This window comes from Comamonas piscis (genome assembly GCF_014109725.1).
In the GTDB taxonomy this organism is placed as follows: domain Bacteria; phylum Pseudomonadota; class Gammaproteobacteria; order Burkholderiales; family Burkholderiaceae_C; genus Comamonas; species Comamonas piscis.
In genome coordinates, this window is record NZ_CP058554.1 from 2,164,642 (window position 1) to 2,188,194 (window position 23,553).

The 23,553-nt window shown below is 62.6% G+C and carries 22 protein-coding genes; 11 read left to right on the forward strand and 11 right to left on the reverse strand.

From position 1 onward, the window contains the following. Nucleotides 1-161: 161 nt before the first annotated feature. The gene (locus HS961_RS09655; RefSeq protein WP_182327482.1) at nucleotides 162-386 is read right to left on the reverse strand and encodes a hypothetical protein; all 225 of its coding nucleotides are present in this window, start codon (nucleotides 384-386) and stop codon (nucleotides 162-164) included. 278 nt (nucleotides 387-664) lie between these two features. On the opposite strand from HS961_RS09655, the gene HS961_RS09660 reads away from it, so the two are divergent. The 5 genes from HS961_RS09660 (at nucleotide 665) to HS961_RS09680 (ending at nucleotide 4,275) form a co-directional block, all read left to right on the forward strand. Further along, entirely contained in the window at nucleotides 665-874 is a 210-nt protein-coding gene (locus HS961_RS09660; protein WP_182327483.1) for a CsbD family protein, read from the forward strand. 105 nt (nucleotides 875-979) lie between these two features. Further along, a complete protein-coding gene (locus tag HS961_RS09665; RefSeq protein WP_182327484.1) occupies nucleotides 980-1,480 on the forward strand; it encodes an MgtC/SapB family protein in 501 nt (166 codons plus the stop codon). Nucleotides 1,481-1,597: 117 nt separating this feature from the next. Further along, the gene (locus tag HS961_RS09670; protein ID WP_182327485.1) at nucleotides 1,598-2,203 is read left to right on the forward strand and encodes a lipocalin family protein; all 606 of its coding nucleotides are present in this window, start codon (nucleotides 1,598-1,600) and stop codon (nucleotides 2,201-2,203) included. A 247-nt stretch (nucleotides 2,204-2,450) separates the two neighbouring features. Continuing rightward, entirely contained in the window at nucleotides 2,451-3,290 is an 840-nt protein-coding gene (locus HS961_RS09675; protein WP_182327486.1) for a siderophore-interacting protein, read from the forward strand. A gap of 337 nt (nucleotides 3,291-3,627) precedes the next feature. Beyond that, entirely contained in the window at nucleotides 3,628-4,275 is a 648-nt protein-coding gene (locus HS961_RS09680) for a LysE family translocator (protein ID WP_182327487.1), read from the forward strand. 87 nt (nucleotides 4,276-4,362) lie between these two features. Here HS961_RS09680 and HS961_RS09685 read toward each other — a convergent pair whose 3' ends face one another. The 4 genes from HS961_RS09685 to HS961_RS09700 form a co-directional block, all read right to left on the reverse strand. Further along, nucleotides 4,363-5,322, reverse strand: coding sequence for a hypothetical protein (locus tag HS961_RS09685; protein WP_182327488.1), 960 nt, complete (start codon nucleotides 5,320-5,322; stop codon nucleotides 4,363-4,365). Further along, entirely contained in the window at nucleotides 5,319-5,879 is a 561-nt protein-coding gene (locus HS961_RS09690) for a sigma-70 family RNA polymerase sigma factor (protein WP_238347872.1), read from the reverse strand. Before HS961_RS09690 ends, HS961_RS09685 begins: the two co-directional genes overlap by 4 nt. A gap of 103 nt (nucleotides 5,880-5,982) precedes the next feature. Beyond that, on the reverse strand, nucleotides 5,983-6,897 hold the full coding sequence (locus HS961_RS09695; protein ID WP_238347873.1) for a hypothetical protein: 915 nt from the start codon (nucleotides 6,895-6,897) through the stop codon (nucleotides 5,983-5,985). A 157-nt stretch (nucleotides 6,898-7,054) separates the two neighbouring features. Next, nucleotides 7,055-8,266, reverse strand: a complete 1,212-nt coding sequence (locus HS961_RS09700) for an ABC transporter substrate-binding protein (protein WP_182327489.1) — start codon at nucleotides 8,264-8,266, stop codon at nucleotides 7,055-7,057. 199 nt (nucleotides 8,267-8,465) lie between these two features. Between HS961_RS09700 and HS961_RS09705 the strand changes: the two genes are divergently transcribed. Together HS961_RS09705 and HS961_RS09710 are read left to right on the forward strand one after the other, a co-directional pair. After that, the gene (locus tag HS961_RS09705) at nucleotides 8,466-8,744 is read left to right on the forward strand and encodes a hypothetical protein (protein WP_182327490.1); all 279 of its coding nucleotides are present in this window, start codon (nucleotides 8,466-8,468) and stop codon (nucleotides 8,742-8,744) included. Next, nucleotides 8,728-10,755 carry a VC_2705 family sodium/solute symporter gene (locus HS961_RS09710; RefSeq protein WP_238347875.1) on the forward strand — a complete coding sequence of 676 codons (2,028 nt, stop codon included), beginning with the start codon at nucleotides 8,728-8,730 and terminating at the stop codon, nucleotides 10,753-10,755. The genes HS961_RS09705 and HS961_RS09710 overlap by 17 nt, the downstream gene beginning before the upstream one ends. A 103-nt stretch (nucleotides 10,756-10,858) precedes the next feature. On the opposite strand, the gene HS961_RS09715 is transcribed toward HS961_RS09710, so the two are convergent. From HS961_RS09715 to dnaG, 5 genes are all read right to left on the reverse strand, one after another. Then, complete coding sequence (locus tag HS961_RS09715; RefSeq protein WP_182327492.1) at nucleotides 10,859-11,212, reverse strand: FKBP-type peptidyl-prolyl cis-trans isomerase; 354 nt, start codon at nucleotides 11,210-11,212, stop codon at nucleotides 10,859-10,861. 111 nt (nucleotides 11,213-11,323) lie between these two features. Beyond that, nucleotides 11,324-11,629: a winged helix-turn-helix transcriptional regulator gene (locus tag HS961_RS09720; protein ID WP_182327493.1), complete on the reverse strand. Its 306-nt coding sequence runs from the start codon at nucleotides 11,627-11,629 to the stop codon at nucleotides 11,324-11,326. A 318-nt stretch (nucleotides 11,630-11,947) separates the two neighbouring features. Next, nucleotides 11,948-12,778 carry a formate dehydrogenase accessory sulfurtransferase FdhD gene (gene fdhD / locus HS961_RS09725; protein ID WP_182327494.1) on the reverse strand — a complete coding sequence of 277 codons (831 nt, stop codon included), beginning with the start codon at nucleotides 12,776-12,778 and terminating at the stop codon, nucleotides 11,948-11,950. 113 nt (nucleotides 12,779-12,891) lie between these two features. Further along, nucleotides 12,892-15,366 (reverse strand): RNA polymerase sigma factor RpoD, encoded by a 2,475-nt coding sequence (gene rpoD / locus HS961_RS09730; protein ID WP_182327495.1) that lies wholly within the window; start codon nucleotides 15,364-15,366, stop codon nucleotides 12,892-12,894. 350 nt (nucleotides 15,367-15,716) lie between these two features. Further along, nucleotides 15,717-17,765 (reverse strand): DNA primase, encoded by a 2,049-nt coding sequence (dnaG, locus tag HS961_RS09735; RefSeq protein ID WP_182327496.1) that lies wholly within the window; start codon nucleotides 17,763-17,765, stop codon nucleotides 15,717-15,719. A gap of 154 nt (nucleotides 17,766-17,919) precedes the next feature. On the opposite strand from dnaG, the gene HS961_RS09740 reads away from it, so the two are divergent. Beyond that, the gene (locus HS961_RS09740) at nucleotides 17,920-19,566 is read left to right on the forward strand and encodes an acyl-CoA synthetase (RefSeq protein ID WP_182327497.1); all 1,647 of its coding nucleotides are present in this window, start codon (nucleotides 17,920-17,922) and stop codon (nucleotides 19,564-19,566) included. Between the two features lie 77 nt (nucleotides 19,567-19,643). On the opposite strand, the gene HS961_RS09745 is transcribed toward HS961_RS09740, so the two are convergent. Next, entirely contained in the window at nucleotides 19,644-21,461 is a 1,818-nt protein-coding gene (locus HS961_RS09745) for a glutamine--tRNA ligase/YqeY domain fusion protein (RefSeq protein ID WP_182327498.1), read from the reverse strand. A gap of 207 nt (nucleotides 21,462-21,668) precedes the next feature. Between HS961_RS09745 and HS961_RS09750 the strand changes: the two genes are divergently transcribed. The 3 genes from HS961_RS09750 to HS961_RS09760 all read left to right on the forward strand — a co-directional run bounded on the left by HS961_RS09750 (nucleotide 21,669) and on the right by HS961_RS09760 (nucleotide 23,551). Next, complete coding sequence (locus tag HS961_RS09750) at nucleotides 21,669-22,043, forward strand: hypothetical protein (RefSeq protein WP_182327499.1); 375 nt, start codon at nucleotides 21,669-21,671, stop codon at nucleotides 22,041-22,043. Between the two features lie 156 nt (nucleotides 22,044-22,199). Then, nucleotides 22,200-22,661 carry a type II 3-dehydroquinate dehydratase gene (gene aroQ, locus HS961_RS09755; protein WP_182327500.1) on the forward strand — a complete coding sequence of 154 codons (462 nt, stop codon included), beginning with the start codon at nucleotides 22,200-22,202 and terminating at the stop codon, nucleotides 22,659-22,661. Between the two features lie 8 nt (nucleotides 22,662-22,669). Further along, nucleotides 22,670-23,551 carry an alpha/beta fold hydrolase gene (locus tag HS961_RS09760; protein WP_182327501.1) on the forward strand — a complete coding sequence of 294 codons (882 nt, stop codon included), beginning with the start codon at nucleotides 22,670-22,672 and terminating at the stop codon, nucleotides 23,549-23,551. Nucleotides 23,552-23,553: the final 2 nt, after the last annotated feature.

Genomic DNA, 23,553 nt, shown 5'->3' on the forward strand with positions numbered 1-23,553 from the left:
CACCCGAGTCCTCATACAAGCTTACAACCCCAGGGTCGCCGTTCGATGCAGCGGATGCCGTTGCGGCATAGAAAAAGCCCTCGGAGAGGGCTTGGGAAAAAGAGGGAGCGTGGTGGCGGGCCACCTGCCAACGGCCATGCGGTGTGCATGGGGGAGGAACGCTAGGACGGGTTGAAAGGACTGACCGAGCTTGCCAAAGTCACAATCGATTTGGGCTTTTGGCCACGGTAGCTGAGTTCATTGCCTTTGTATTCTGGTCTTTCAATCCAGGTGATGCGGGAGTCGGGAACGCCATCGGGATAAGAAATTCGGTCCTTCTCATACCGGGCTTGAATCTCTTCCTGGCTCAATGCCTGAGTCGGAAGGGGTTTAGATGCATAAGTCATGGCTTTCAACTCCTTGAATATCGCTGGAATGCCGGTTCTATGCGAGGCCGCTCCTCGTCGCCACCGCTAGTATGCGCTTTACGCGATGTACTGACCACTAAACGGCCATAGTAAATGCCTTGGTTTGTCGCGCGAGGGTTGAAAAGTGTGCTTGCGTTATGGGCTGTGGGAGAGCCCTTACGGCGATGCTGCTTGAGCGACTGCAACGCTCGGCAGGGGATGGGGTGAAACTAGAACCATAGCAACCGATTAACCCGCTAACCCTGAAGGAGCGATTGATGAACGAAGACACGATCAAAGGCAACTGGAAGCAATTCAAAGGCAAGGTGCAGGAGCAATGGGGCAAGCTGACCAATGACGACCTCGATGTGGTCGACGGCAAGCGTGAGCAGCTCGTTGGCCGCATCCAGGAGCGCGAAGGCATTGCACAGGACGCCGCTGAAAAGCAGGTGAAAGACTGGGAAACCAAGAACAACTACCGCTGGTAAATCATGTGGCCCCCTGGCGTTGTCAGGGAGGCCTTTTTTATTTCTGCGTGCAGGCGGCCATGGTGATATGGCCGCCTTGCTGCGTGATGCACCAGGGCATGTGCCATGAATTCCTCTGATTCCGCATTTCAAATCATTGTCGACACCATTGCTGGCGAGCTGTCTGATCTGACCGATCTGGCACAGGCCACGCGCATTATCTTCAAGCTGCTGCTGGCGGCTTTGCTGGGGGGCATGCTGGGTTATGAAAGAGAGGCCAGTGGCAAAGCCGCAGGCCTGCGCACCCATATGCTGGTAGCCATGGGCGCCGCCACTTTTTTGGCCGTCGCGCAACTGATGGGTATGACTCCGATGGATTCAAGCCGCGTGATCCAGGGGCTGATTGCTGGGGTGGGTTTTCTGGGCGCTGGCGCCATTCTCAAACCTGCTAAAGAAAATACCGAGGACGTGAAGGGCTTGACCACCGCGGCCGGCATCTGGTTTACCGCAGCCATTGGCATGGCTGTGGGAGCAGGGGAGGAAGCTGCCGCGATTCTCTGTACCCTGTTTGCGCTGTTTGTACTGTTGGTTTTGCCCAAGAACGCGGTACCGCGTAAAGGATCCTGAAGCCGTTATGGGGCGGAGGAGGCGCTGTCGGAATTCACCTAGGCCGCTGCGTTGGACGGGCCTACGCAGCCCCGCTGCCATCGGCGGTACAAAGAGGTTTTTATAAAGGAATCGTTTATGCGCAGCAGCCCTGAAACACCTGCCTCCTCCCGCAATTCCTCTTTTCCGCTGGCGATGGCGTTGACCGCAGCAGTATCCGCGCTGTGGTACACCGGCCAGCGTGTGCGGGTACCCAAGAATGTGCGGCCGGTGCAGGATTTTGATGCCGAGCAGTACATGGGCCATTGGTATGAACTGGCGCGGATTGACTATGTGTATGAGCGGGGTCTGACGTCTTGCACCGCCGACTACGCATTGCAAGATGATGGCAGTGTGCAGGTAACGAATCGCGGTTTTGATCCGGAACGGGGCAAGTGGAAGTCGGCAACTGCGGTGGCGAAGTTGCTGTCCGACCCTGAGGTCGGTTCGCTCAAGGTGTCGTTCTTCCGCCCTTTTTATGCGGGCTACCATGTGGTCTATGTCGACCATGCTGCGGGCCATGCGGTGGTGGTGGGCGATGGCGCCAAATACGCCTGGATTCTGTCGCGCACGCCCAGCATCGATGAAGCCTCGTATACCCGTCTGGCTGCGATTGCAGCGAGCAATGGGGTCGATGTCAGCGGACTGATCCGTGTACCCCACGGCGCCGCGCTAGAGGTGGTCGAGACAGCAAAGGCTGCATAACAGGCATGGGTATTAAATGATATTCATTCGCAATTGATTTATGATTCAGCCATCGCAGGACGCAGCCACAGCGCTGCTCCTAGCTTCCGTTTCATCGTGGGGCGACCCGAGACCTCAGCGTCTCCAAGGTCGTTTTTGCTAGCCACCGGTATACCGAGTTTCGGTTTGCCAGCCAGCCAAGCTCTTTTCCACGCATTCGATGACCCGCGCGGTCTGCCAATCGATGTCCAATGCCTCCGCTTCCCCTATGCCTTCCGTCAGCCCAGTAGCTGCGCAGGCGCCCCGCGACCAAGAACACCAGCGCGGTCTGCACCAGGTCGATGCCACCATCGTGAGCTTGCTGCGGCCTTCCGCGCACACCTTGCGGGTGGGCATGCAGTTGGGCGAGGTGGGTGATGACCCCGTTTGGGATGCAGCCAATGTCGCCTTTCGGGTGTACCCCGATGCCCAGGCACCGGCGGTTTCGCGGGTCTATACGGTCAGAAGCTTTGCGCCGCAAACACGCTGCGCCGAGTTCGATGTGGTGATGCACGGCGGGGACAGCCCCATGATGCGCTGGGCCGCGCAGGCGGCCGTGGGCCAGCAGCTGCGTCTGACGGGACCGCGTGTCAACATCGTGCTGCCCCGCGCGCAAGGGCGGCCGGTGGCTTTGTTTTGTGATGACTCCGGCTTGCCGGCGCTGTACTCCATCCTGCAGCGCTGGCCTGCAGGCATGCGGGGGGTGGGCTGGATTGCGAGCGATGATCTGCATGGCTTGGCAGAATTGCCGCCGGTGCCAGGCTTGGAGTTGCAACGCCTGCCGCTGCAAGGGTACGGCCGTGATGTGTTGCTGCAGCAGGCGCGCCAGCTGGTGGCGCCTGAGGGCTATGTGATCTGGGGCGCTGGCGAGCGCGATGAGATGCGCGCCATTCGCAAGTATTTTCAATCCGAAAAGGGCATGGACAAAGCCGATGTTGCCATTGCAGGCTACTGGAAGCGCGGTGCCAGCAATACCGAGATCGACGCCGAGCGCCAGAATGCCTACCAAAAATTTACCGCTGCTGGCGGCAAGTTGGCGGACTGGGATGATTTGGGTATTGCCCTCTAGGGATGCGCTGCAAAACCCTCGCCAAGCGGGATGGACGCGGATCGGGATGAGCCGCAAGGCGTCTTTTGCAGTCAATAGCCGTAGCTATTGACAAGGAAGACAACGCAGCGGATCGCGCGAGTCCGCGTTCAGACCACGGCAGGGAGTTTTGCAGAGGATCCCTAGTTCAGCGGCAACTGTGCCAACCCACCGGGCTACCTGCCCGGTTTTTTACGTCCGTTCAGTGGCGCTTGGCCTGGCTGCCAGCGCTGCGCATTGAATGTGCCCGGGCTTCGCGGCACAATCGATGGCTTTGTCTTGCGCCGCAAGTGTCTGTTGTCCCCGCTGTCTGCCGCCCATGTCTGATTTGAATCTATCGCTGGTATTTCTGTTTGCGCTGTCGGTCATCACCTTGCTGGTCACCCCCGGGCCCGTCACCTTGCTGGTCGCCCGCGCTGGCCTGGTAGGCGGCATGCGCCATGCGTTTGCCACTATTTGCGGCACCAACCTCGCATCGCTGGTGCTGATTTTTCTGTCGGCGCTGCTGATCAAGGGCCTGCTGGTCATTGATGAATCTGCCTTCAAACTGGTGCGCCTGGCTGGCTGCCTCTATATCGTCTGGATTGCCTGGGGCATGGTCCGCGACGCCTTGGCGATGGATGCCCAATCGGGCAGCGCCATGGCTGCCGAAGCGGCCACTGGCAGCACGCAGGGCGGGTTCAGCCAGGGTTTTATCCTCGGTGTCTCCAACCCCAAGGACATCATTTTCTTTGCCTCGTTTTTGCCGCAATTCATCGGTGTGCTGCCCGCGCCCGACCACAGCTTGGCGGTGCTGACTGTTGTGTGGGTGGTGCTGGATTTCAGCATTCTCGGGCTGATTGCGCTCTTGGTGCGCAGCTTGATCTCGCCCGCCCGCGAGAAGCGCATCTTGCTGGTGGCCTCTTGCCTGCTGCTGGCGATTGGTGTCGCCGGTTTTGGCTATGGACTGTACGACCTGCTGGCCTAGCCCCGCGCAACTGCTGCCCCTAAAGATGCGAAAAGGCCTGCGCTATGCAGGCCTGTTTTTTGTCCGCACGCAGTGTGCTGGGGGTGTTTAGCGGCTGTCTAGCGGCTGCGCAGGCTCTGCCTCATTCGCTGGGGCAGGGCGGCATGTGGGCAACGCAGCAGGTGCTGGCAGGCCAGCGGTGACGGCCTTGTCATAGGCTTGCACACGGCGGCGCTGCTCGGCCAAGGCCTGGGCGTCCATGTCCGCAGCACAAGGGCCCAAGCTGGGCACCGCAGTGGGGGCGGAAGCGGCAGCCGGTGCAGCAGACAAGGAAGGCGCTGGCCGCTCGGCAGCCTGCATCTCTGGGGCTGCCTGCTGGGTGGCGGCGGCGGGTGCTGCAGGTGGCATGGATGACGCTGCACGTACTTCGAAGGGTGGAGCGATGGGCGCAGGCGCTTGTGCGGGCGCAGATGCGGGTGCCGGTGCGCGTGCCGGGGCCATGCGGCGCTCTGCCTGTGGCGCTGCGGTGGGTGCGAAGGCGGGCGACGGCCCTGTGTTGGCGCTGCTGGCTCCTGCACCGGCGCTAGCACCGGCGGCGGGAGCAGGCACTGACTGAGGCGCGGCCTCTGCAGCGGGGCTCGCTGCGCTTCCCATCGCTGGCATTTCTTTGCGAGTCTTCGCGCTGCTGGAGCTGGCGGCCAAGTCAGCGGCGGCGGGTGGGGGTGCAGATGCCGGGCTGTCCATCTGGGGCGCGTCCAGCTGCGGCGCGCCGGGCTCATTCAGGTGCTGCAGCGCCAGCCAGCTGACCAAGCCAATGGCTGCCAGGCTGCCCAGCGCCTGCAGCCACCAGCGGCGGTCATTGGCGGCTTCGCCAGTGAACTGCTGGTCTGGCTCGTTCACGTTGTCCAGATTGTTGGAGGTGGCTGATGGGCCCAGCGCGGCTTTTGCGCGCGCATGGGCCAGGATCTGCGCCGAGCTGGCGGCGCTCGGGCCGGCATCTTCTGCACTGGCCTCGCGGTACAGCTCCACCAGCGCATCCGGCCGCTTGCGGTCTTGGGCTTCGTTCATGCGGTCACCTCGATGGCCTGGCGCAGTTTGGCGCGGGCGTAGCGCAGACGGCTTTTGGCCGTCTCCTGGCTCACCCCGGTGGTTACAGCGATGTCGGCAACCGACATATCGGCTTCTGCTTGCAACAAAAACGCCTCGCGCTGTTCGGGGGGCAATTGGGCCAGGGCATTAAGCAACGCGCGGGCCAGGTCCTTGCGGCCCTGTAGGCGCTCGGGGTCAAAGCCGGAGTTGGCAAACAGGGTCTCGGCCAGGCGCATGCCCTCGCTGTCCTCTTCATCCAGGCTGCGGTGGGCCTTGTGGCGGCGCCAGTGATCTACCAGCTTGTGGTGGGCCAAGGTAAAGGCCCAGGTGCTGAACTGTGCCTGGGGCTGGTAGCGCGCGGCGCCATCGACCACGGCAAACCAGGTCTCCTGCGCCAGGTCATCGGCCAGCGCGGCGTTGCCGGTGTTGCGGAAAAAATAGCGCCACAAGCGCTGGCTGTGGCGTTGGTAGAGCTGCTCAAACGCCGCGACCTGACCGCTGGCATAGGCCAGCATCAGTGCTTGGTCGTCTTGCATCGCATCTACCATGCGGCAGATTATGCAAAAGCCTGCGGCTGCTGGTGGCCGGTGTGGAGAAAATCGCACGCCGCAGCCCCGCCATGCCTGCGGCCACCAGCGCTCAGTATGCTGGCGGATCAGGAACATAACCCGAGGGCGTTGCCGGAAAAGGGCGGGGCACCGGCTGCGTTTGCGGGGAGGGTACACGGATGACGCCCTGGGCCACCAGGTTGGCGTAGCTGTCGTAGCGAATGCGGATGATTTGCGCGGGGCTGCTGCTGGCACTGTCAAACGCCGTGCTGCGCGTGACCGAGCGCTCCAGCGCGCCATGGCCAGTGCCAAGGCGTGAGGCCACCGGCGCTGGGGCGGTGGCCTGACGGGCTTCTGCGGCGACCGAGGCATTGGGCGCGGCAGAGGCAGCCGGGCTGGATGGCGGCGGCATGGCGGGCGCTGCGCTGTCGGCGCTGCTGGCCTCGGCGGTTGGCGCGGTGCTTTTTTGCGACTCGCTGTTGCGCAGGATCGGTGGCTGGGGCTGGGGTTGGCGCTCTCGGAACACAGCGACGCCAATCACCCCGGTATCACGTGGCCGGCCGGTGCGTGCGGCGTAAGAGTCTTCGCTGTGCGAGAAGTAAAAGGCAGCGACTTGCTGATCGCTTTTGCGCCATCCTGGAATTGCCCATTGCTGCCGACCGCTCAGCACATAGCCATCGTCCGCCACGGCGGCGGCGGCCTGGCCGCTGATGGCGTTGATGCCATCGATGCTGAGCACGGCCAGAATGCGGCCTCGGCTGCGGTTTTTGATCTCGACGGAATAGCTGCTACCGGGCTGGCCTGCCACCCAGTACTCGCCTTGGTGGTAGTGCAGCGGCAGGCGCTGGCCGCTGCTGCGGTCGATGATCTGCACATCGGCCAGTTGGCTGGCCTGCGCGGGCAGGCCGCCTAACAGGCTGGTGGCAAGCAGGGCCAGCGAGGCCAGGGCTTTGAGGCTGTGGCGCTTGCTTGCGCCAAAGACGGTGGGGGCAGAGGTAGCGTGCATGGTGGGCGGTGGCAGAAGTGGTGGTCTGCTCTGAATCGCGCTACCGGCCTGCAAGGGGTTAAATGGCCCCGGACCCAATCGTATTTATTTGTAAGCCAAGCTGGCAGGCGCCCCTACTGCGGCCACCGCCCCCAGCGCCCCCGCCTGGCAAGCGCGCTTACTTCTGCGTCACCAGCGAGCAAGTGCTCTTGGACAGCGGCTGGAAGGCCTGTTCGCCCGGGATGGTGTCCAGGATCTTGTAATAGTCCCAGGCGCCCTTGGACTCCTTGGGCGTCTTCATCTGCACCAGGAACATGTCATGCACCATGCGGCCGTCTTCGCGCACATAGCCGTTTTGCGAGAACATGTCGTTGATCTTCATGGTCTTGAGCTGCTTGGTGACGGCCAGGCCATCGTCGGTGCCGGCTGCCTCAATCGCCTTGAGGTACTGGGTGACGGCCGAGTAGACGCTGGCCTGGTTCATCGAAGGCATCTTCTTCATGCGGGCCTGGTATTTTTTGGACCACTCGCGCGAGGCATCGTTGCGGTCCCAGTAGAAGGCGGTGGCAAAGGTCAGACCCTGGCCCAGCTCCAGGCCCATCGCATGGGCATCGTTGATATAGACGAGCTGGGGCACAAAGGTGAGGTTCTTGGTCATTCCAAACTCGCGCGCCGTCTTGATGGAGTTGACGGTGTCCTGCGTGGCATTGGCCAGCGCGACCACCTGGGCCTTGCTGGCCTGGGCCTGCATCATGAAGGACGAGAAATCGCTGGCGTTGAAGGGGTGGTAGACGGTGCCCAGCACCTTGCCGCCGCCTTCCTTGACGAAATCGGTGACGGTGGCTGCCGTCACCTTGCCGTAGGCGTAATCGACGGCCACGATGTACCAGTCCTTCTTGCCCTGGGCCAGAATACTTTGCACCGCAGACTTGCCCAGCGAATATGAATCCACCGTGTAGTGGATCGAGGTCGGGCCGCAGAATTCATTGGTCAGCGCGGTGGACAGCGCTCCCGTACTGATGGCGACCTTGCCGCGCTCCTTGGCCATCGTGAACACCGCACCGGCGATGGCAGAGTTGTTGATATCGACGATCATGTCTACACCTTCGGCATCCCACCACTGGCGTGCCTTGGTGCCGCCGATATCGGCCTTGTTCTGGTGGTCGGCAAACACCACTTCCACCGGCTTGCCCAGCACCTTGGCACCAAAGTCCTCGACCGCCATCTTGGCGGCCTCGACCGAGCCTTTGCCGCCCGAGTCGGCATACTGGCCCGACATGTCGCTGAGCACGCCGATCCTGACCTTGCCATCGGAGATGCCGGCGGCCTGAACGGCCAAAGTGGCGCATGCCAGCAAGCTGGCAGCGGCGGTGGATTTGCAAAGGGTCATGCTGGTCTCCTGTCTTTTTTTGGTCGTCGTTGGCGATGCCGGGCCTTGCTGCTGCATGGGTCTGGCCTCCGCAGGAATTATCAAAAGCGTTGTGGCTGTCCTTCACGGTGCTTCCCCTAGGACGCTGGGCAAACCAGTCCCATCTGCGACAAAATGCAAGAATGATGGCTATTACTGTCCTATGGCTTGAAAGGCCCCGATGGATCCCACGCCCCCCAACCCAGCCCCTTTTGAGACCATGCCGTTCAACGCGATGAAGCTATTGGTCTTGCTGGTGCTCGCTATCAGCACCTTCGGCGGCCTGTACTGGGCGCCCGAGATCGACGCGATCTGGGGCAGCGGCACCGCCTACCTCTATGGCGCATCGGTGCTGCCCGTGCTGTATGTGCTGCTGGTCGCCGCCTATGCCTTGTACATGCACCGCCATCCTGAGAAAGATGTGCAGGTTGCCCGCAGTCACCATGGCACGCATCCATAAGTTCTTTGTCTTCTACCTGCTGGGCCTGGGCTGCTTTATCGGCCTGGTCGCCTGGGCCGAGCGCGCCGGTCTGTCGCGCCAGTGGATCGGGCCGCTGTTCCTGTTTGTGCCAGTGATGATGTATGCGGCTATTGGCGTGTGGGGGCGCACGGCCGATTCCGAGGAGTACTACGTTGCCGGGCGGCGCATTCCACCGGTCTACAACGGCATGGCCACGGCTGCCGACTGGATGAGTGCGGCCTCGTTTCTGTCGCTGTCGGGTGCGCTGTATTTGCAGGGCTTTGCCGGCACCAGCCAGCAAGCCGGTGGCCTGGCCTACCTGCTGGGCTGGAGCGGCGGCTTTGTACTGGTGGCGCTGCTGATTGCGCCGCAGCTGCGGGCGCTCAATCTCTACACCTTGCCGGACTTTTTTCAGCTGCGCTACGGCGGACGCTGGCCGCGCGTGATTGCGGCCGTGGCTGCGGTGATGTGTTCGTTTTCCTATGTGGTGGCGCAGATCTATGCGGTGGGGCTGATTGCCTCGCGGCTCACCGGCGTGCAGTTCGAGATCGGCATCATGCTGGGCCTGGGCGGCGTGTTGGTGTGCTCCTTTCTGGGCGGTATGCGGGCCATCACCTGGACCCAGGTGGCGCAGTACGTGATGATCCTGCTGGCCTTCCTGATCCCGGTGTCCTGGCTGGCCTACCAGCGCCTGGGCAACCCGGTGGCCGCCGTGGCCTACACGCAGGACCTGGGCAAGATCGCCGCGTATGAAAAAGGGCTGCTGAGCGACCCAGCCGAGCGCGATGTGGAGCTGGTGTTCTTGCAAAAGGGCATGCTGTATGAATCGCGGCTGCGCAATATTCCGGCAGCGCTGGAGGCCGAGCGCGCGCGCCTGCACGAGAAGGTGCAGCAGCTGCGCATCAGCAATGCAGAGCTGAGCCAGGTGCTGGCCGCCGGGCGGGAACTGGCGGCCCTGCCGCAGGACGAGGCCAGCGCGCGCGAGCTGTGGACGGCGGCGATGCGCGAGAACTATGCGCGGGCCCAGCCGCTGGGCGGCATGCCGCAGCACACCTTGCCCTATGCGCCGATGCTGGGCTCCGAGCAAAGTGCGCAGGAGCAAGAAAGCCTGTCACGCCGCAACTTCATGGCGCTGATGTTCTGTCTGATGCTGGGCACCGCAGGCTTGCCGCATTTGCTGACACGCTACTACACCTTGCCCAGCCCAGCGGCGGCGCGCAGTTCGGTGGTCTGGACCTTGTTCTTTGTGGTGCTGCTCTACACCAGCGCGCCTGCGCTCGCCGCGCTGGTCAAGCTGGAGGTGATGCAGAGCCTGGTGGGCAGCCATTTCGATGCGCTGCCGGCCTGGATCGCGCAGTGGACGCGCATGGACAATGCCTTGCTGTCGATCGAGGATGTGAACGGCGATGGCATTGTGCAGTGGGGCGAGATCCACCTGGGGGCGGACCTGATCATGCTGGCCACGCCTGAGCTGGGCGGCCTGCCGTTTGTAGTCTCGGGCCTGGTGGCCGCGGGGGGGCTGGCTGCTGCACTGTCCACAGCTGATGGCCTGCTGCTGACCATCAGCAATGCGCTGGTGCGCGACCTTTATTTGGTGGAGCGGGGCAAATCGGTGACCCCGCAGCAGCGCGTGATTTTGTCCAAGTTCACCTTGCTGCTGGTGGCGCTGGCAGCGGCGGCCGTGGCCTCGGTGCGCAGTTCGGGCATTCTGGTGCTGGTGTCGGCCTCGTTCTCGATTGCCGCTGCCGCCTTTGTGCCGGCCATGCTGTTGGGCCTGTACTGGCGCGGTGCCACCCGGCGGGGAGCGGTGTGTGGCATGGTTGCTGGCCTTGGCATCACCTTGTACTACATGGTGGCCAATATGCCGCTGACCAGCGCATCGCCTGGCGCGCTCCATCTATGGTGGGGCATACAGCCCACCTTGGCTGCCGTGTTTGGTGTGCCCTTAGGTGTTGTGGTGACCTGGGCAGTGAGCTGCTGTACAAGGCCCCGGCCCGCGCCGCCTGCTTGATGCCGTATAGCGCGGCGCAGGCATAAAAAAACTGCACTGGCTTGCGGCCATGTGCAGTTTTCGCGGGGAGTAAACGCTTATGCAGCCAGCAGGCCGGAGCGCCTTAAACCTTCAGCAGTTCCACGTCGAACTTGAGCGTGGCGTTCGGGGGAATCACACCGCCAGCGCCGCGTGCGCCATAGCCCAGCTCGGCAGGAATGATCAGGGTGCGCTTGCCGCCCACCTTCATGCCTTGCACGCCTTCGTCCCAGCCCTTGATGACCATGCCGGCACCCAGCGGGAACACGAAGGGATCGTTGCGGTCCTTGCTGGAGTCAAACTTGGCGCCTTGCTCACCATTGTTGAACAGCCAGCCGGTGTAGTGCACGGTAACTTGTTGGCCCTTGGCCGCTTCAGCGCCGGTGCCGACTTCGGTGTCTTCGTACTGCAGGCCGGTGGGTGTGGTGACGGTGGTCATGAAAATCCTTTGTAAGTGCTTTGCTACCAGCCGCGATCATACCCGCGTACCAAACACAGAGCCCGCACATGGCGGGCTCAGGGGGCCAAAAATGGCATGGGCGGGCGGAATTTACTTCTTGGTCTGCGCAGCCACCCAGCGCGTGGCAAAGGCCTGCACATCGGACAGGCGCTTGAGGAGGTCCTGGCCGGAGGGGGTGACCGTGTAGCCGTCGCTGTTATGGTCGAGGAAGCCGGCCTCGCGCAGCTCCTTGATGCGGGTGTTAAGCGTATTGGGCGTAATGCCGCCCACGCTGTCCTGCAGCAGGCGGAAAGTTTGCGGATGCCCGTCGCGCAATGCCCAGAGCACACGCAACGCGTATCGGCATTCCAGCCGACCAAACAGCTGGTTGATAGCGGTATTTTCCTTGGCGCTCATGTCAGGGTCTCCTTGCGCTGTGTTGAGGAGCGAGGCCCAAGCCTTCGCATGCAAATCCACTGAGAGGGTGCGATCGGCGTCGCGGCAACATCTGCTACAAGTTTAATAGCTCTTCATTGAAGGTGTATAGGCACAGCTACTGATTGCGGCGTGGCGGCCGTTGAAGTGTTGTTGAATTGCTACGTTTTTTGAGTATGCAAAGGGCGCCTGCAAGCCGCTGCAGCGCAGAATCGCCACCCCCGCGGAGCCCGGGAAGCGCCCGGTTTTGAGCGCGCAAAGTCCATGGATGGCCGGGCCTTAGCAGCCGCGTGGCGCCAGTCAGCAGTGGCTGTAGCGCACCACGCGCGGGCCCCGGCAGAGGCCAAACAGGCGCATGCCTGCCTGGTTGGCCACCTGGATCGCCAAGCTGGTGGGCGCCGAGATGGTGGCCAGCACCGGCAGGCCCATGCGCGCGCATTTGCGCACCAGCTCATAGCTGGCGCGGCTGGTCATCACCACCAAGCCGGGCTGGCCCAGCATCTGCTGCTGCGCCATATGGCCCAGCAGCTTGTCCAGTGCATTGTGGCGGCCGACGTCCTCCAGCACCACCTGCAACTGGCCGCTGGGCGTGGCCCAGCCGGCGGCATGCACGGCACCAGCCTGCTGGTTGAGCAACTGTAGCTGGGGCAACTGAGAAAACGCCGTCTGCAAGGCGGCCAGGTCCAGCTGGCTGGCCCATTCTGGGAGCTGCGGCAGGGGTTCGGGCACCAGATCCAGCGCGTCCATCGAATCAATACCGCAGATGCCGCAGCCGGTGCGGCCGGTGAGCACGCGGCGCCGTTCTTTGAGGCGGGCAAAGCAGCGGCTGGCGATCTGCATTTCCACGTTGATACCGGGTGCTTCCGGGTCGGTGCCGCAGGGCGGCAGTGCTTGGACCTCGATCCCATAGCAGTCGGCCGCCTGGTCGATGATGCCCTCGGAGAGCGCAAAGCCCAGCGCAAAGACTTCCAGGTCCTGGGGGCTGCACATCATCACCGCATGCGATATGCCGTTGAATACCAGCGCCACCGGCACTTCGGCCGCAATCGCATCCAGGCGCGAGACCGAGGCCTCGGGCGTGATCACGGTGGCGGGCAGTTGCTGGACGGCGCTGGGCAGATCAGAGGACATGGCGCTGATTGTGACGCAAAGCGAATGCCGGCGTTCGGGCCTGGGCAGGCCCGCCAAAAAACAAACCCCGCCGAGGCGGGGTTTGCGGACAAGACCAGGTCTTGAAAAGGCGCTTAGATAAAGCTGCGCAGCTTATCCGAACGGCTAGGGTGCTTGAGCTTGCGCAGCGCCTTGGCTTCAATCTGGCGGATGCGTTCGCGCGTCACGTCAAACTGCTTGCCCACTTCTTCCAGGGTATGGTCGGTGGACATTTCAATACCGAAACGCATGCGCAGCACCTTGGCTTCACGCGGGGTCAGGCCATCGAGGATGTCCTTGACGACATCGCGCAGGCCCGCCTGCATGGCGGCATCGACCGGCGCGGTGTTGGCGCTGTCTTCGATGAAGTCACCCAGGTGGCTGTCGTCATCATCACCGATCGGCGTTTCCATCGAGATTGGCTCTTTGGCGATCTTCATGATCTTGCGGATCTTGTCTTCCGGGATCTCCATCTTCTCGGCCAGGATGGAGGCATCAGGTTCAAAGCCAAACTCTTGCAAGTGCTGGCGGCTGATGCGGTTCATCTTGTTGATGGTCTCGATCATGTGCACCGGAATACGGATCGTGCGTGCCTGGTCCGCGATGGAGCGCGTGATCGCCTGGCGAATCCACCAGGTGGCATAGGTCGAGAACTTGTAGCCACGGCGGTATTCGAACTTGTCCACGGCCTTCATCAAGCCGATGTTGCCTTCCTGGATCAGATCCAGGAACTGCAGACCGCGGTTGGTGTACTTCTTGGCGATCGAGATCACCAGACGCAAGTTCGCCTCGATCATTTCCTTCTTGGCATTGCGCGATGCGCGCTCGCCATCGTTCATGCGCTTGTTGATGAGCTTGAGCTCATCGAGGGGCACCACAACGCGGGCTTGCAGATCGATCAGGTTCTGCTGCAGCTCTTGCACCGGCGGAATGTTGCGGCCCATGATGGCGCTCCAGCTGTTGCCAGCCTGCGCTTCCTTCTCAATCCATTGCAGGTTGAGCAGGTTGGCAGGGAACAGCTGGATGAACTTTTCCTGGGGCAGACCGCACTTGTCGACAATGATCTTGCGCAGTGCGCGCTCTTTTTGGCGCACGCTGTCGACCTGCTCGCGCAGCATGTCGCAGAGCTTTTCAATGGTCTTGGCGGTAAAGCGGATGGTCATCAGCTCGGCCGACAACTGGCTCTGCACCTTCGTGTACTGGGCCGTGCCGTAGCCGCTCTTGTCATAGGCAGCGTGCAGCTGCTCGAACAGCGACTGCAGCTTGGCAAAGCGCGACAGTGCTTCGTTCTTCAGCTCTTCGAGCTTCTTGGTCAGTGCCTTGGAGCCGCCCTTGCCGTCGTCGTCGTCTTCCTCGTCGTATTCGTCAAAGTCTTCTTCGGCCACATAGTCGTCGTTCTCGTTGGAGTCCGAGAAACCATCCACCACGGTGGAGATGACGACCTTGCCTTCACGGATCTCTCCGGCCATCGACAGAATTTCTGCAATGGTGGCGGGCGATGCGCTGATGGCCAGCATCATGTCCTGCAGGCCGCCTTCGATACGCTTGGCGATTTCGATTTCGCCTTCGCGGGTCAGCAGCTCGACCGTGCCCATTTCACGCATGTACATGCGGACGGGGTCGGTGGTGCGGCCAAACTCCGAATCCACCGTCGACAAAGCCGCTTCGGCTTCTTCTTCAGCTTCTTCTTCGGTGGTGGCGGACTGGCCAGTGTTGTTCAGCAACAGGGTTTCGGCATCAGGCGTCTGCTCGTAAACGGCCACACCCATGTCGTTCAACATGGAGATCACCACTTCCAGCGTCTCGGCATCGACCAGCTTGTCAGGCAAGTGGTCGGAGATTTCGGCATTGGTCAGGTAGCCACGGGTCTTGCCCAGCTTGATCAGGGCCTTGAGGCGCTGACGGCGGGTGAGCATTTCCTCTTCGGTCAGCACGGCTTCGTCGAGGCCGAACTCCTTCATCAGCGCACGTTCCTTGGCCTTGGAGACCTTCATACGCAGTGGCTTGACCTTTTCGGCAGGTGCGTCAGGGGAGGCCGCAACCACTTCTGTCACTTCTTCGCTGTCGCCCGCGATATCTTCTTCGATGTCCGAGAAATCGGTGTCGTCGATATCTTCCTCGCCCTTGTCCTTGGCTTTGGCCTTGGTGGTCTTGGCGGCGGCGGTCTTGCGAGGCGCCTTGGGCTTGTCGTCTTCGGCCTTGACAGCCTTGGCCTTGGCGACGGTCTTGGTGGCGGCCTTGGCCTTCACCGGGGTCTCATCATCAGCGGCTTCGCTTTTCTTGGCGGCGGCACGCTTCTTGGGGGCACCTGCATTGAGCAGGGCATCGGCTGCCTTGAGCAGTTCGGCCTGGGACAGGCGTTGTTTATCGGACACGGAGCTAACCTTCTTCGTCGCTGCCTTGGCTGGGGTGGGCACAGCACTGGCTTTTACGGTTTTGCCAGCTGCAGCAGTTGCACGCTTGGCCGCCGGTGTGGCGGCAGGGGGCGCTGCTGTAGCTTTGGCACTTTTGGCCGCGCTGGTAGTGGTGGACGACTTGACGGACGACTTCGCGGACTTTGTAGCAGGCATGGACACCCTCAGATCAAAGAGAACACACAAAGAAAACTGGCAAGCGCCATCACCGGCGCATTAAATATGGCAGCGGTCAATCGCAACAAATGTGGCGAATAACGCGGCTGCACAAGGCGTTAAGCCTCAAGGCAAGATGGAGGGGCGAACATTTGGAGTGCAGTCCTTGCGGTATTTTGGGCACTTGCGCTGGTGGCAAATCGCATGATTCTTCATGCGGGCCCGGTCCGGAGGTGCTGCTGTCGCTCTTGCCGATGTGTCAAATATTATACCTTTTTAGCCAATGTCAAGAGTCCACCAGGCATTTTTAGCAAATATTTTTAAGGGGCTTGGCGCAGACCAGCGCTTGCTTATTTGTTGACCTGGCGTTTGAGCAGGCCGATGCGGTGGAAATTGCTTTGGTAGCGGCGCAGCGCCTGGGGGTCGGAGGCCTGGGTCACCAGCTGGCGGTTCTGCTCTTCGAGCTGGTCGAGCACGATGCGGCTGAGCGAATCGCGCAGCTCGGCGCGAATCTCGTCAAGCGGGCCATTGATCTGGGCATGCTGACCCTGCATCAACTCTGCGGCAAACCCTTCGATGGCATGGCCGCGCATGTGCTCGCGCAGCACGGCCCAGGACTGGGCGCCATGGGCCAGAAACTGCTGCTCCACCCAGGCGAAGAGGGGGCCGTGGGGGGCGGAAAGCTGGGCCAGGGTGGCCGCATCCTCGGGAGAGAAATTCTCCAGAAAAGCCATGTGCGACAGCAGCAGGCGGGCGGCCTGGTCCTCGCGGGCCACCGCCACGCTGGGCATCGGCGGCTGCGGCACGGGCCGGGCCTGCCAGCCGCCTTTGCGGCCGCCTCGGCCATCGGGGCGCCATTCACCGCTGCGCTTGGCGTAGCCGTTGCCGCCGCCATTGGGGCTGCGCGGCTCGCCATAGCTTTCATTGCGCTGGCCGGGATAACGATCCATGGCGGGGTCTTGTCCCCAGGGCGGCGCGTCGCCGTAGGATGGGATGGCCTCGGCGCCCATCGCAGCTGCATCCCAGGCGGGGGCGTGGCGGGATGCGCTGCCGGCGGCTGCCTGGGGGCTGCCGCTTTGGCGTGCCAGCTCCTGCGCGGTGGTTTTTTGCCAGAGGCTCTCCAGCTCGGCAGCAGGCAATTGGGCTTTGTCGGCTATCTCCGCCAGCAACTGGCGCTTGAGCGCGCCATCGGGCAGCAGGTTCCACAGCGGGCGGGCGTTGCTGGACATGCGCGCCCGGCCTTCGGCCTGACCCAGGTCGCAGAGCTCGCTGGCGGCTTCCAGCAAAAAGCGCGACAGCGGCGTGGCGTCATGGACATGGCGGGCAAAGGCATCGGCGCCATATTCGCGCACAAAACTGTCGGGGTCGTGCTCGGCCGGCAGAAACAAAAACTTGATGCTGCGGGTGTCGGTGGCGTAGGCCAGCGCGCCGTCGAGTGCCTTGCGCGCGGCGCGGCGGCCGGCGGCATCGCCGTCAAAGCTGAAGACGACGGTATCGGTAAAGCGGAAGAGCTTATGTACATGGTCGGGCGTGCAAGCGGTACCCAAGGTGGCTACGGCATTCGGGAAGCCGAGTTGCGCCAGGGCCACCACGTCCATATAGCCCTCGGTCACCAGCGCATAGCCTTGCTCGCGGATGGCGGTGCGGCCTTCAAACAGGCCATAGAGCTCGCGGCCCTTGTGGAAGACCGGGGTTTCGGGCGAATTCAGGTATTTGGGCTTTTCATCGCCAAACACCCGGCCGCCAAAGCCGATGCATTCGCCCTTGATATTGCGGATGGGGAACATCACGCGGTCACGGAAGCGGTCGTAGCGCTTGCCTTCGCCGTCGTCGGACTCGATGACCAGGCCGCATTCGACCAGTTTGGCATCGTCATAGGCGGGGAAGATGCTGGCCAGGCTGCGCCAGCCCTCGGGCGCATAGCCCAGGCCAAAGCGCTTGGCGGTGATGCCGCTGACGCCCCGGCCTTTCAGGTAGGCAATGGCCTTGGGCGACTGCGACAGCTGCTTGCGGTAGGCATCGCCGGCTTTTTCCAGCAGATCGGTGAGGGAGGCCTGCTTTTCGCGCGCCTGCGCGGCGCGCTCGCGCTGCTGGGGGGATACATCATCTTCGGGCACCGGCAGGCCCACGCTTTGGGCTAGGTCGGTCACCGCTTCACGGAAACCCATGCCGGTGTGGTCCATCAAAAAGCCGATGGCATTGCCGTTTTTGCCGCAGCCAAAGCAGTGGTAGAACTGCTTGGAGGGGCTGACGCTGAAGGAGGGCGATTTCTCGCCATGGAAGGGGCAGAGCCCCATGAGGTTGGCACCGCCTTTTTTCAGCTGCACATAGCGGCCCACCACATCGACCACATCGACGCGGGACAGCAGCTCCTGGATAAATGACTGGGGAATGGACACCCGGCTATTGTCGCGCATGCCGGGCCGCGCCGCAGCAGGGCAGCGGCAATCTGCCCCCGGGTCGATGGCAAATCTTGGCTATCGATAGGGTGACAGCGCGCAATCTTCAGGTCAGCCGCTTGTGGCACAGTGTTTGCCGAGGAGACAAGCACTGATGAACAGCATTTTTGACACCGGCCTCGAACAAAACGGGGCCAACCACACGCCCATGACCCCGCTGGGCTTTATCGCCCGCACGGCCGAGGTCTACCCCGACCGGCTGGCGATCGTCCACGGCGAACTGCGCCAGAGCTGGGCGCAAACCTATGCGCGCTGCCGGCGGCTGGCCAGCGCCTTGCAGCAGCATGGCATCGGCAAAAACGACACGGTGGCAGTGATGCTGCCCAACACCCCCCCGATGGTGGAGGCGCATTTTGGCGTGCCCATGGCAGGCGCGGTGCTCAATGCCCTGAACACCCGGCTCGATCCGCAGACCATCGCCTTCATGCTGGACCATGGCGAGGCCAAGGCGCTGATTGTCGACCCCGAATATGCCGGCGTGGTGGCCAAGGCCTTGGCGCTGCGCCAATCGCAGGCGCCCATCCTGCTGATCGATGTGGAAGATGCGCTCTATGGCGAGGCCAGCGAGCGGCTGGGCCGCCTGAGCTACGAGGCTTTGCTGGCCCAGGGCGATGCCGGTTTTGACTGGCAGCTGCCCGGCGATGAATGGGATGCCATTGCGTTGAACTACACCAGTGGCACCACCGGCAACCCCAAGGGCGTTGTCTACCACCACCGGGGCGCAGCGGTGAACGCCATCAGCAATGTGCTGGAGTGGGACATGCCCAAGTTTGCGGTCTATCTGTGGACCCTGCCGATGTTCCACTGCAATGGCTGGTGCTTTCCCTGGACGGTGGCGCTGCGCGCAGGGGTCAATGTCTGCCTGCGCCGCGTCGATGCGCAGGCCATTTTCTCGGCGATCAAGCAGCATGGCGTCAGCCACTACTGCGGTGCGCCGATTGTGCACAGCCTGCTGGTCAACGCTCCTGCAGCGCTGAAGGAGGGTGTGCCCGCCGGCGTCAAATGCATGGTGGCCGGTGCCGCGCCGCCGGCGGCGATGATCGAGGGCATGGAGCAGCTGGGTTTTGACCTGACCCATGTCTATGGGCTGACGGAGGTCTATGGCCCGGTGATGGTCTGCGCCCAGCAGCCCGACTGGCAAGCGATGGATATTGGCGAGCGCGCCCGGCTCAATGCCCGCCAGGGCCTGCGCTACCACCTGCAGCGCGATGCCCAGGTGCGCGACCCGGAGACCCTGGCGCCCGTGCCGCAGGATGGCCAGACCATGGGCGAGATCATGCTGCGGGGCAATATTGCAATGAAGGGCTACCTGAAAAACCCCGAGGCCACGCAGGAGGCGTTTCGCGGAGGCTGGTTCCACACTGGCGACCTGGCGGTGCAGGACCCCGATGGCTATATCAAGATCAAGGACCGCAGCAAGGACATCATCATTTCGGGCGGCGAGAACATCTCGTCCATCGAGGTGGAAGATGTGCTCTACCGCCACCCCGCCGTGCTGGCTGCGGCCGTGGTGGCCAAGCCCGATGCGCGCTGGGGCGAGACGCCTTGCGCTTTTGTCGAGCTCAAGCCTGGCGCGCAAGTGAGCGCCGAGGACATCGTCGCCCACTGCAAAAAGCATCTGGCCGGCTTCAAGATCCCCCGTGCGGTGGTGTTTGGCGAGCTGCCCAAGACCAGCACCGGCAAGATCCAGAAGTTCGAGTTGCGCAAGCAGGCCGGCTCGGCGGATGCCATCGACAGCTGATCCAGCCTGAACCCCAATGAAAAAACCCGCCGCAGCAAGCTGGGGCGGGTTGGGTTCGGCGGATCAGGCCCTGGCGCTTACTTGCCCCAGGAATCCTTCAAGCCGGTGATCTTGTTGAACACCGGCTTGTCGCTGCGGTGGTCATGGCGGTCGGCCACAAAGTAGCCAAAGCGCTCGAACTGGAACTTGTCATCGGGCTGCGCCGACTGGAGCGAAGGCTCCACATAGGCGGTCACCACCTTGAGGCTGTCCGGGTTGAGCAGGGTCAAAAAGTCCTTGCCGCCGGCATCGGGCTGCGGATCGGTGAACAAACGGTCGTAGATACGCACTTCAGCGGTCACCCCATCGGCCACGCCGACCCAGGTGATGGCCGCCTTGACCTTGACGCTGTCCGCGCCAGGGGTGCCGCTCTTGGTGTCAGGTACCACGGTGGCCAGCACCTTGGTGATCACGCCATCGGCATCCTTCTCACAACCAGTGCACTCGATCACATAGCCGCCCTTGAGGCGCACCTTGTTGCCGGGGAACAGGCGCTTGTAGCCCTTGGGCGGCACTTCGGCAAAGTCCTCGCGCTCGATCCAGACCTCGCGGCCCAGGCTGAAGTGGCGCTCAGGGACGGTCTGGCCTTCTGCCGGGTGGGGCAGGGCAGGCAGGCTGCAGGCTTCCAGGTGGTCGGCGCTGCCAAACACCTCGGCCCAGTTGCTCAGCTCCAGCTTGACCGGCTCCAGCACGACCATGGCACGGTAAGCCTGGTTTTCCAGGTCTTCGCGCAGACAGCCGTCCAAGGTCGCGTAGTCGATCCAGGCGTAGTCCTTGGTGACACCGATGCGCTCGCAGAAATTGCGGATCGATGCGGGTGTGTAGCCCCGGCGGCGCAGGCCGACGACGGTAGGCATGCGCGGGTCGTCCCAGCCGCTGACCAATTGGTTGTCCACCAGGTGCTTGAGCTTGCGCTTGCTGGTGATCACATAGGTCAGGTTCAGGCGCGAGAACTCGTACTGGCGCGGCTGGGGCGCATCAATCAGGCCGCCGGTGCGCAGGTGGTCCAGCAACCAGTCATAGAAGGGGCGCTGGTCCTCGAACTCCAGGGTGCAGATCGAGTGGGTGATGTGCTCGTAAGCGTCCTCAATCGGGTGCGCAAAGGTGTACATCGGGTAGATGCACCATTGGTTGCCGGTGTTGTGGTGCTCGGCATGGCGCACCCGGTAGATCGCAGGATCACGCAGGTTGATATTGGGCGCCGCCATGTCGATCTTGGCGCGCAGCACGGCAGCGCCATCGGGCAGCTTGCCCTCCTTCATGTCGGCAAAGCGCTGCAGGTTTTCGGCCACGCTGCGGTCGCGGAAGGGGCTGTTCAGGCCAGGGCGGGTGAAGTCGCCCCGGTTGGCGCGCATCTCGTCGGCCGATTGCTCATCGACATAGGCCAGGCCTTGCTCGATCAGGTAGACCGCGCAGCGGTGCATGAAACCGAAGTAGTTGCTGGCGTAGTACAGGTTCTGCTCGCCGCTCGGGTCCTTCCAGTCAAAGCCCAGCCAGCGGACTGCATCAATGATGCCGTCCACATATTCCTGGTCTTCCTTTTCGGGGTTGGTGTCGTCAAAGCGCAGATGGCAGACGCCGCCAAAGTCACGGGCGAGACCAAAGTTCAGGCAAATGGCCTTGGCATGACCCACGTGCAGGTAGCCGTTGGGCTCGGGGGGGAAGCGGGTACGAATCTTGGCCTGGTCGACAGGGCCCTGCTGGTGGTGCTGGGCATCGCCAGGCGTGCCACCCCAGTGGCGCTGGGCGTAGCTGCCTTTTTCGAGGTCGGACGCGATGATTTGTCGCAGGAAATTGGTGGGTTTGACCACTTCGTCACTACCGTTGTGCGAAGCGCTCGGGGCAGGTGCATTCATATTTGTCTATTCTAAGGGAGTACCCTGATGGCTGGAACGTATTGCGGTTTCTAAGGATCCCACTCAACCTCAGGTCGGCTGTTTACGCTTTGCAACAGGATATCTTGTCTTGAAACCAGAATTTGCACAGCGTTTGGTATCTTTCTGCCTGCTTGCCGCGTTGAAAGTTCAATGACATTTTTCAGGGATTCTCGCAAGGAGATCAATATGCGCAACTCAATGCTCAAACAAGGCTCTCGCTGGGCCACCGCTGCGGTGCTGACTGGCTTGGCGCTGATGAGCGCTGGCGCCCATGCCAGCCGGGTGTCCTGGTCGGTGGGCATCAATGTGCCGGGCCCCGTGTACGCGGCCCCCGCGCCGGTCTATGCGCCTCAGCCTGTGTATGCACCGCAACCGGTCTATGTGGCGCCACCGCCCGTATATGCGCCTCAGCCGGTGTACGCACCGCAACCGGTGTATGTGGCCCCGCCCGCCGTGGTGTACCGCCCGGCCCCGGTTTACCGGCCTGCACCGGTGTACTACGGCCCGCCTCCCGGCCGTTACCGCCACCATCGCCACGACCGCGATTACTACCGCTACTGAGCAGCAACGCTGTCTCCGCAAACCAAGCCCTGGCCTGCCAGGGCTTTTTTGTGTCCATTTGCCAAGCCGTTGAACCGCGCAGCTGTCGCTTGGGCTGTGCAGCAGCGGCCCGAATGCTCGGATAATCCACAGCTGTTGTCCGTTGTGGAAGCTGAGATGAAAACTGTTTTTGTACTGAACGGCCCGAACCTGAACCTGCTGGGCCTGCGCGAACCCAGCATTTACGGCGCCCATAGCCTCGCCGATGTGGAGCAGCTGTGTGCCCAGGCGGCAGCGCGCAACCAGCTGGCACTGCGTTTTCACCAGAGCAACCATGAAGGCGCCTTGATCGACTGGCTGCACGAGGCGGGCCAGCTGCAGCGCCAGGGCCTACTGGCCGGCGTGGTGCTCAATGCCGCCGCCTACACCCACACCAGTGTGGCCTTGATGGATGCCATCAAGGGCGCGGAGCTGCCGGTGATTGAGCTGCATATCAGCAATGTGCATGCCCGCGAAGCCTTCCGCCACCATTCCTATATTGCGCCCGTCGCCAAGGCGGTCATCTGCGGCCTGGGTGTGCAGGGCTACAGCATTGCGATTGATGCGGTGGCCCAGGTGCTGCTCGGCCAAACCGCTTGAGCGCCGCGATGTCGGATGCGATTGACACCCCCGCTGCGGGCCTGCTGCCGCTGCCTGCGCTGTACCCAACTTTGCTGGCCAAGGCGACACGGCAAACCACCCTCTACGAAGGCCAAACCCTGGTCTGGCACACCTGGGGCGAGCGCCGCCCCGGCAAGCTGCCCTTGGTGATGCTGCATGGCGGCAGTGGCAGCTGGACCCACTGGATCCGCAATATCGATGCGCTGCTGGCCCAAGGCTATGAGCTCTGGCTGCCCGATCTGCCGGGCTTTGGAGACTCCGACCCGCCAGCGCAGGGCGCCGATGCCGATGCCATGCTGGCGCCTTTGCATGCCGGCATGGCGCAGCTGGGCTTGCTGCCTTGCCAGTTGATGGGCTTCTCGTTTGGCGGCATGACGGCGGCGATGCTGGCTGCTGCCTATCCCGATGCGGTCGAGCGCCTGGTGCTGGTGGGGGCCCCCGCCATGGGGGTGGTGCCTGAGAAGCAATTCAGCCTCAAGGGCTGGCGCCATCTGAGCGACCCGGCCGAACAGCTGGAGATGCACCGCTACAACCTGGGCGCGCTGATGCTCTGGGATGCCACCCAGATCGACGATGCGGCCTTGGCTTTGCACCAGCACAATGTGCTGCGTGATCGCCTGCCACGCCGTCGCTTGGCCAATACCGACATCCTGGCGCAATCCCTGCCGCAGATTGCCTGCCCGGTCGCCGCCATTTATGGCGCCTACGACGCCTTGTACAAAAGCTATATGCCCGCGCTGGAGCACAAATACCGCGCGGTCACGCCGCAGTTGCAGGCCTTTGTGCTGCTACCGGACAGTGGCCACTGGGTGCAGTATGAGCAGCCAGAAGCCTTCCTGGCCACGCTGCTGCCGCTGCTGGCTTCCTGATT

What these genes read in the sequence shown, in the direction of transcription:
- HS961_RS09655 (WP_182327482.1), bottom strand. Translation starts at nt 386, where the DNA reads ATGACTTATGCATCTAAACCCCTTCCGACTCAGGCATTGAGCCAGGAA.
- HS961_RS09660 (WP_182327483.1), top strand. Translation starts at nt 665, where the DNA reads ATGAACGAAGACACGATCAAAGGCAACTGGAAGCAATTCAAAGGCAAG.
- HS961_RS09665 (WP_182327484.1), top strand. Translation starts at nt 980, where the DNA reads ATGAATTCCTCTGATTCCGCATTTCAAATCATTGTCGACACCATTGCT.
- HS961_RS09670 (WP_182327485.1), top strand. Translation starts at nt 1,598, where the DNA reads ATGCGCAGCAGCCCTGAAACACCTGCCTCCTCCCGCAATTCCTCTTTT.
- HS961_RS09675 (WP_182327486.1), top strand. Translation starts at nt 2,451, where the DNA reads ATGCCTTCCGTCAGCCCAGTAGCTGCGCAGGCGCCCCGCGACCAAGAA.
- HS961_RS09680 (WP_182327487.1), top strand. Translation starts at nt 3,628, where the DNA reads ATGTCTGATTTGAATCTATCGCTGGTATTTCTGTTTGCGCTGTCGGTC.
- HS961_RS09685 (WP_182327488.1), bottom strand. Translation starts at nt 5,322, where the DNA reads ATGAACGAAGCCCAAGACCGCAAGCGGCCGGATGCGCTGGTGGAGCTG.
- HS961_RS09690 (WP_238347872.1), bottom strand. Translation starts at nt 5,879, where the DNA reads ATGCAAGACGACCAAGCACTGATGCTGGCCTATGCCAGCGGTCAGGTC.
- HS961_RS09695 (WP_238347873.1), bottom strand. Translation starts at nt 6,897, where the DNA reads ATGCACGCTACCTCTGCCCCCACCGTCTTTGGCGCAAGCAAGCGCCAC.
- HS961_RS09700 (WP_182327489.1), bottom strand. Translation starts at nt 8,266, where the DNA reads ATGACCCTTTGCAAATCCACCGCCGCTGCCAGCTTGCTGGCATGCGCC.
- HS961_RS09705 (WP_182327490.1), top strand. Translation starts at nt 8,466, where the DNA reads ATGGATCCCACGCCCCCCAACCCAGCCCCTTTTGAGACCATGCCGTTC.
- HS961_RS09710 (WP_238347875.1), top strand. Translation starts at nt 8,728, where the DNA reads ATGGCACGCATCCATAAGTTCTTTGTCTTCTACCTGCTGGGCCTGGGC.
- HS961_RS09715 (WP_182327492.1), bottom strand. Translation starts at nt 11,212, where the DNA reads ATGACCACCGTCACCACACCCACCGGCCTGCAGTACGAAGACACCGAA.
- HS961_RS09720 (WP_182327493.1), bottom strand. Translation starts at nt 11,629, where the DNA reads ATGAGCGCCAAGGAAAATACCGCTATCAACCAGCTGTTTGGTCGGCTG.
- fdhD (WP_182327494.1), bottom strand. Translation starts at nt 12,778, where the DNA reads ATGTCCTCTGATCTGCCCAGCGCCGTCCAGCAACTGCCCGCCACCGTG.
- rpoD (WP_182327495.1), bottom strand. Translation starts at nt 15,366, where the DNA reads ATGCCTGCTACAAAGTCCGCGAAGTCGTCCGTCAAGTCGTCCACCACT.
- HS961_RS09740 (WP_182327497.1), top strand. Translation starts at nt 17,920, where the DNA reads ATGAACAGCATTTTTGACACCGGCCTCGAACAAAACGGGGCCAACCAC.
- HS961_RS09745 (WP_182327498.1), bottom strand. Translation starts at nt 21,461, where the DNA reads ATGAATGCACCTGCCCCGAGCGCTTCGCACAACGGTAGTGACGAAGTG.
- HS961_RS09750 (WP_182327499.1), top strand. Translation starts at nt 21,669, where the DNA reads ATGCGCAACTCAATGCTCAAACAAGGCTCTCGCTGGGCCACCGCTGCG.
- aroQ (WP_182327500.1), top strand. Translation starts at nt 22,200, where the DNA reads ATGAAAACTGTTTTTGTACTGAACGGCCCGAACCTGAACCTGCTGGGC.
- HS961_RS09760 (WP_182327501.1), top strand. Translation starts at nt 22,670, where the DNA reads ATGTCGGATGCGATTGACACCCCCGCTGCGGGCCTGCTGCCGCTGCCT.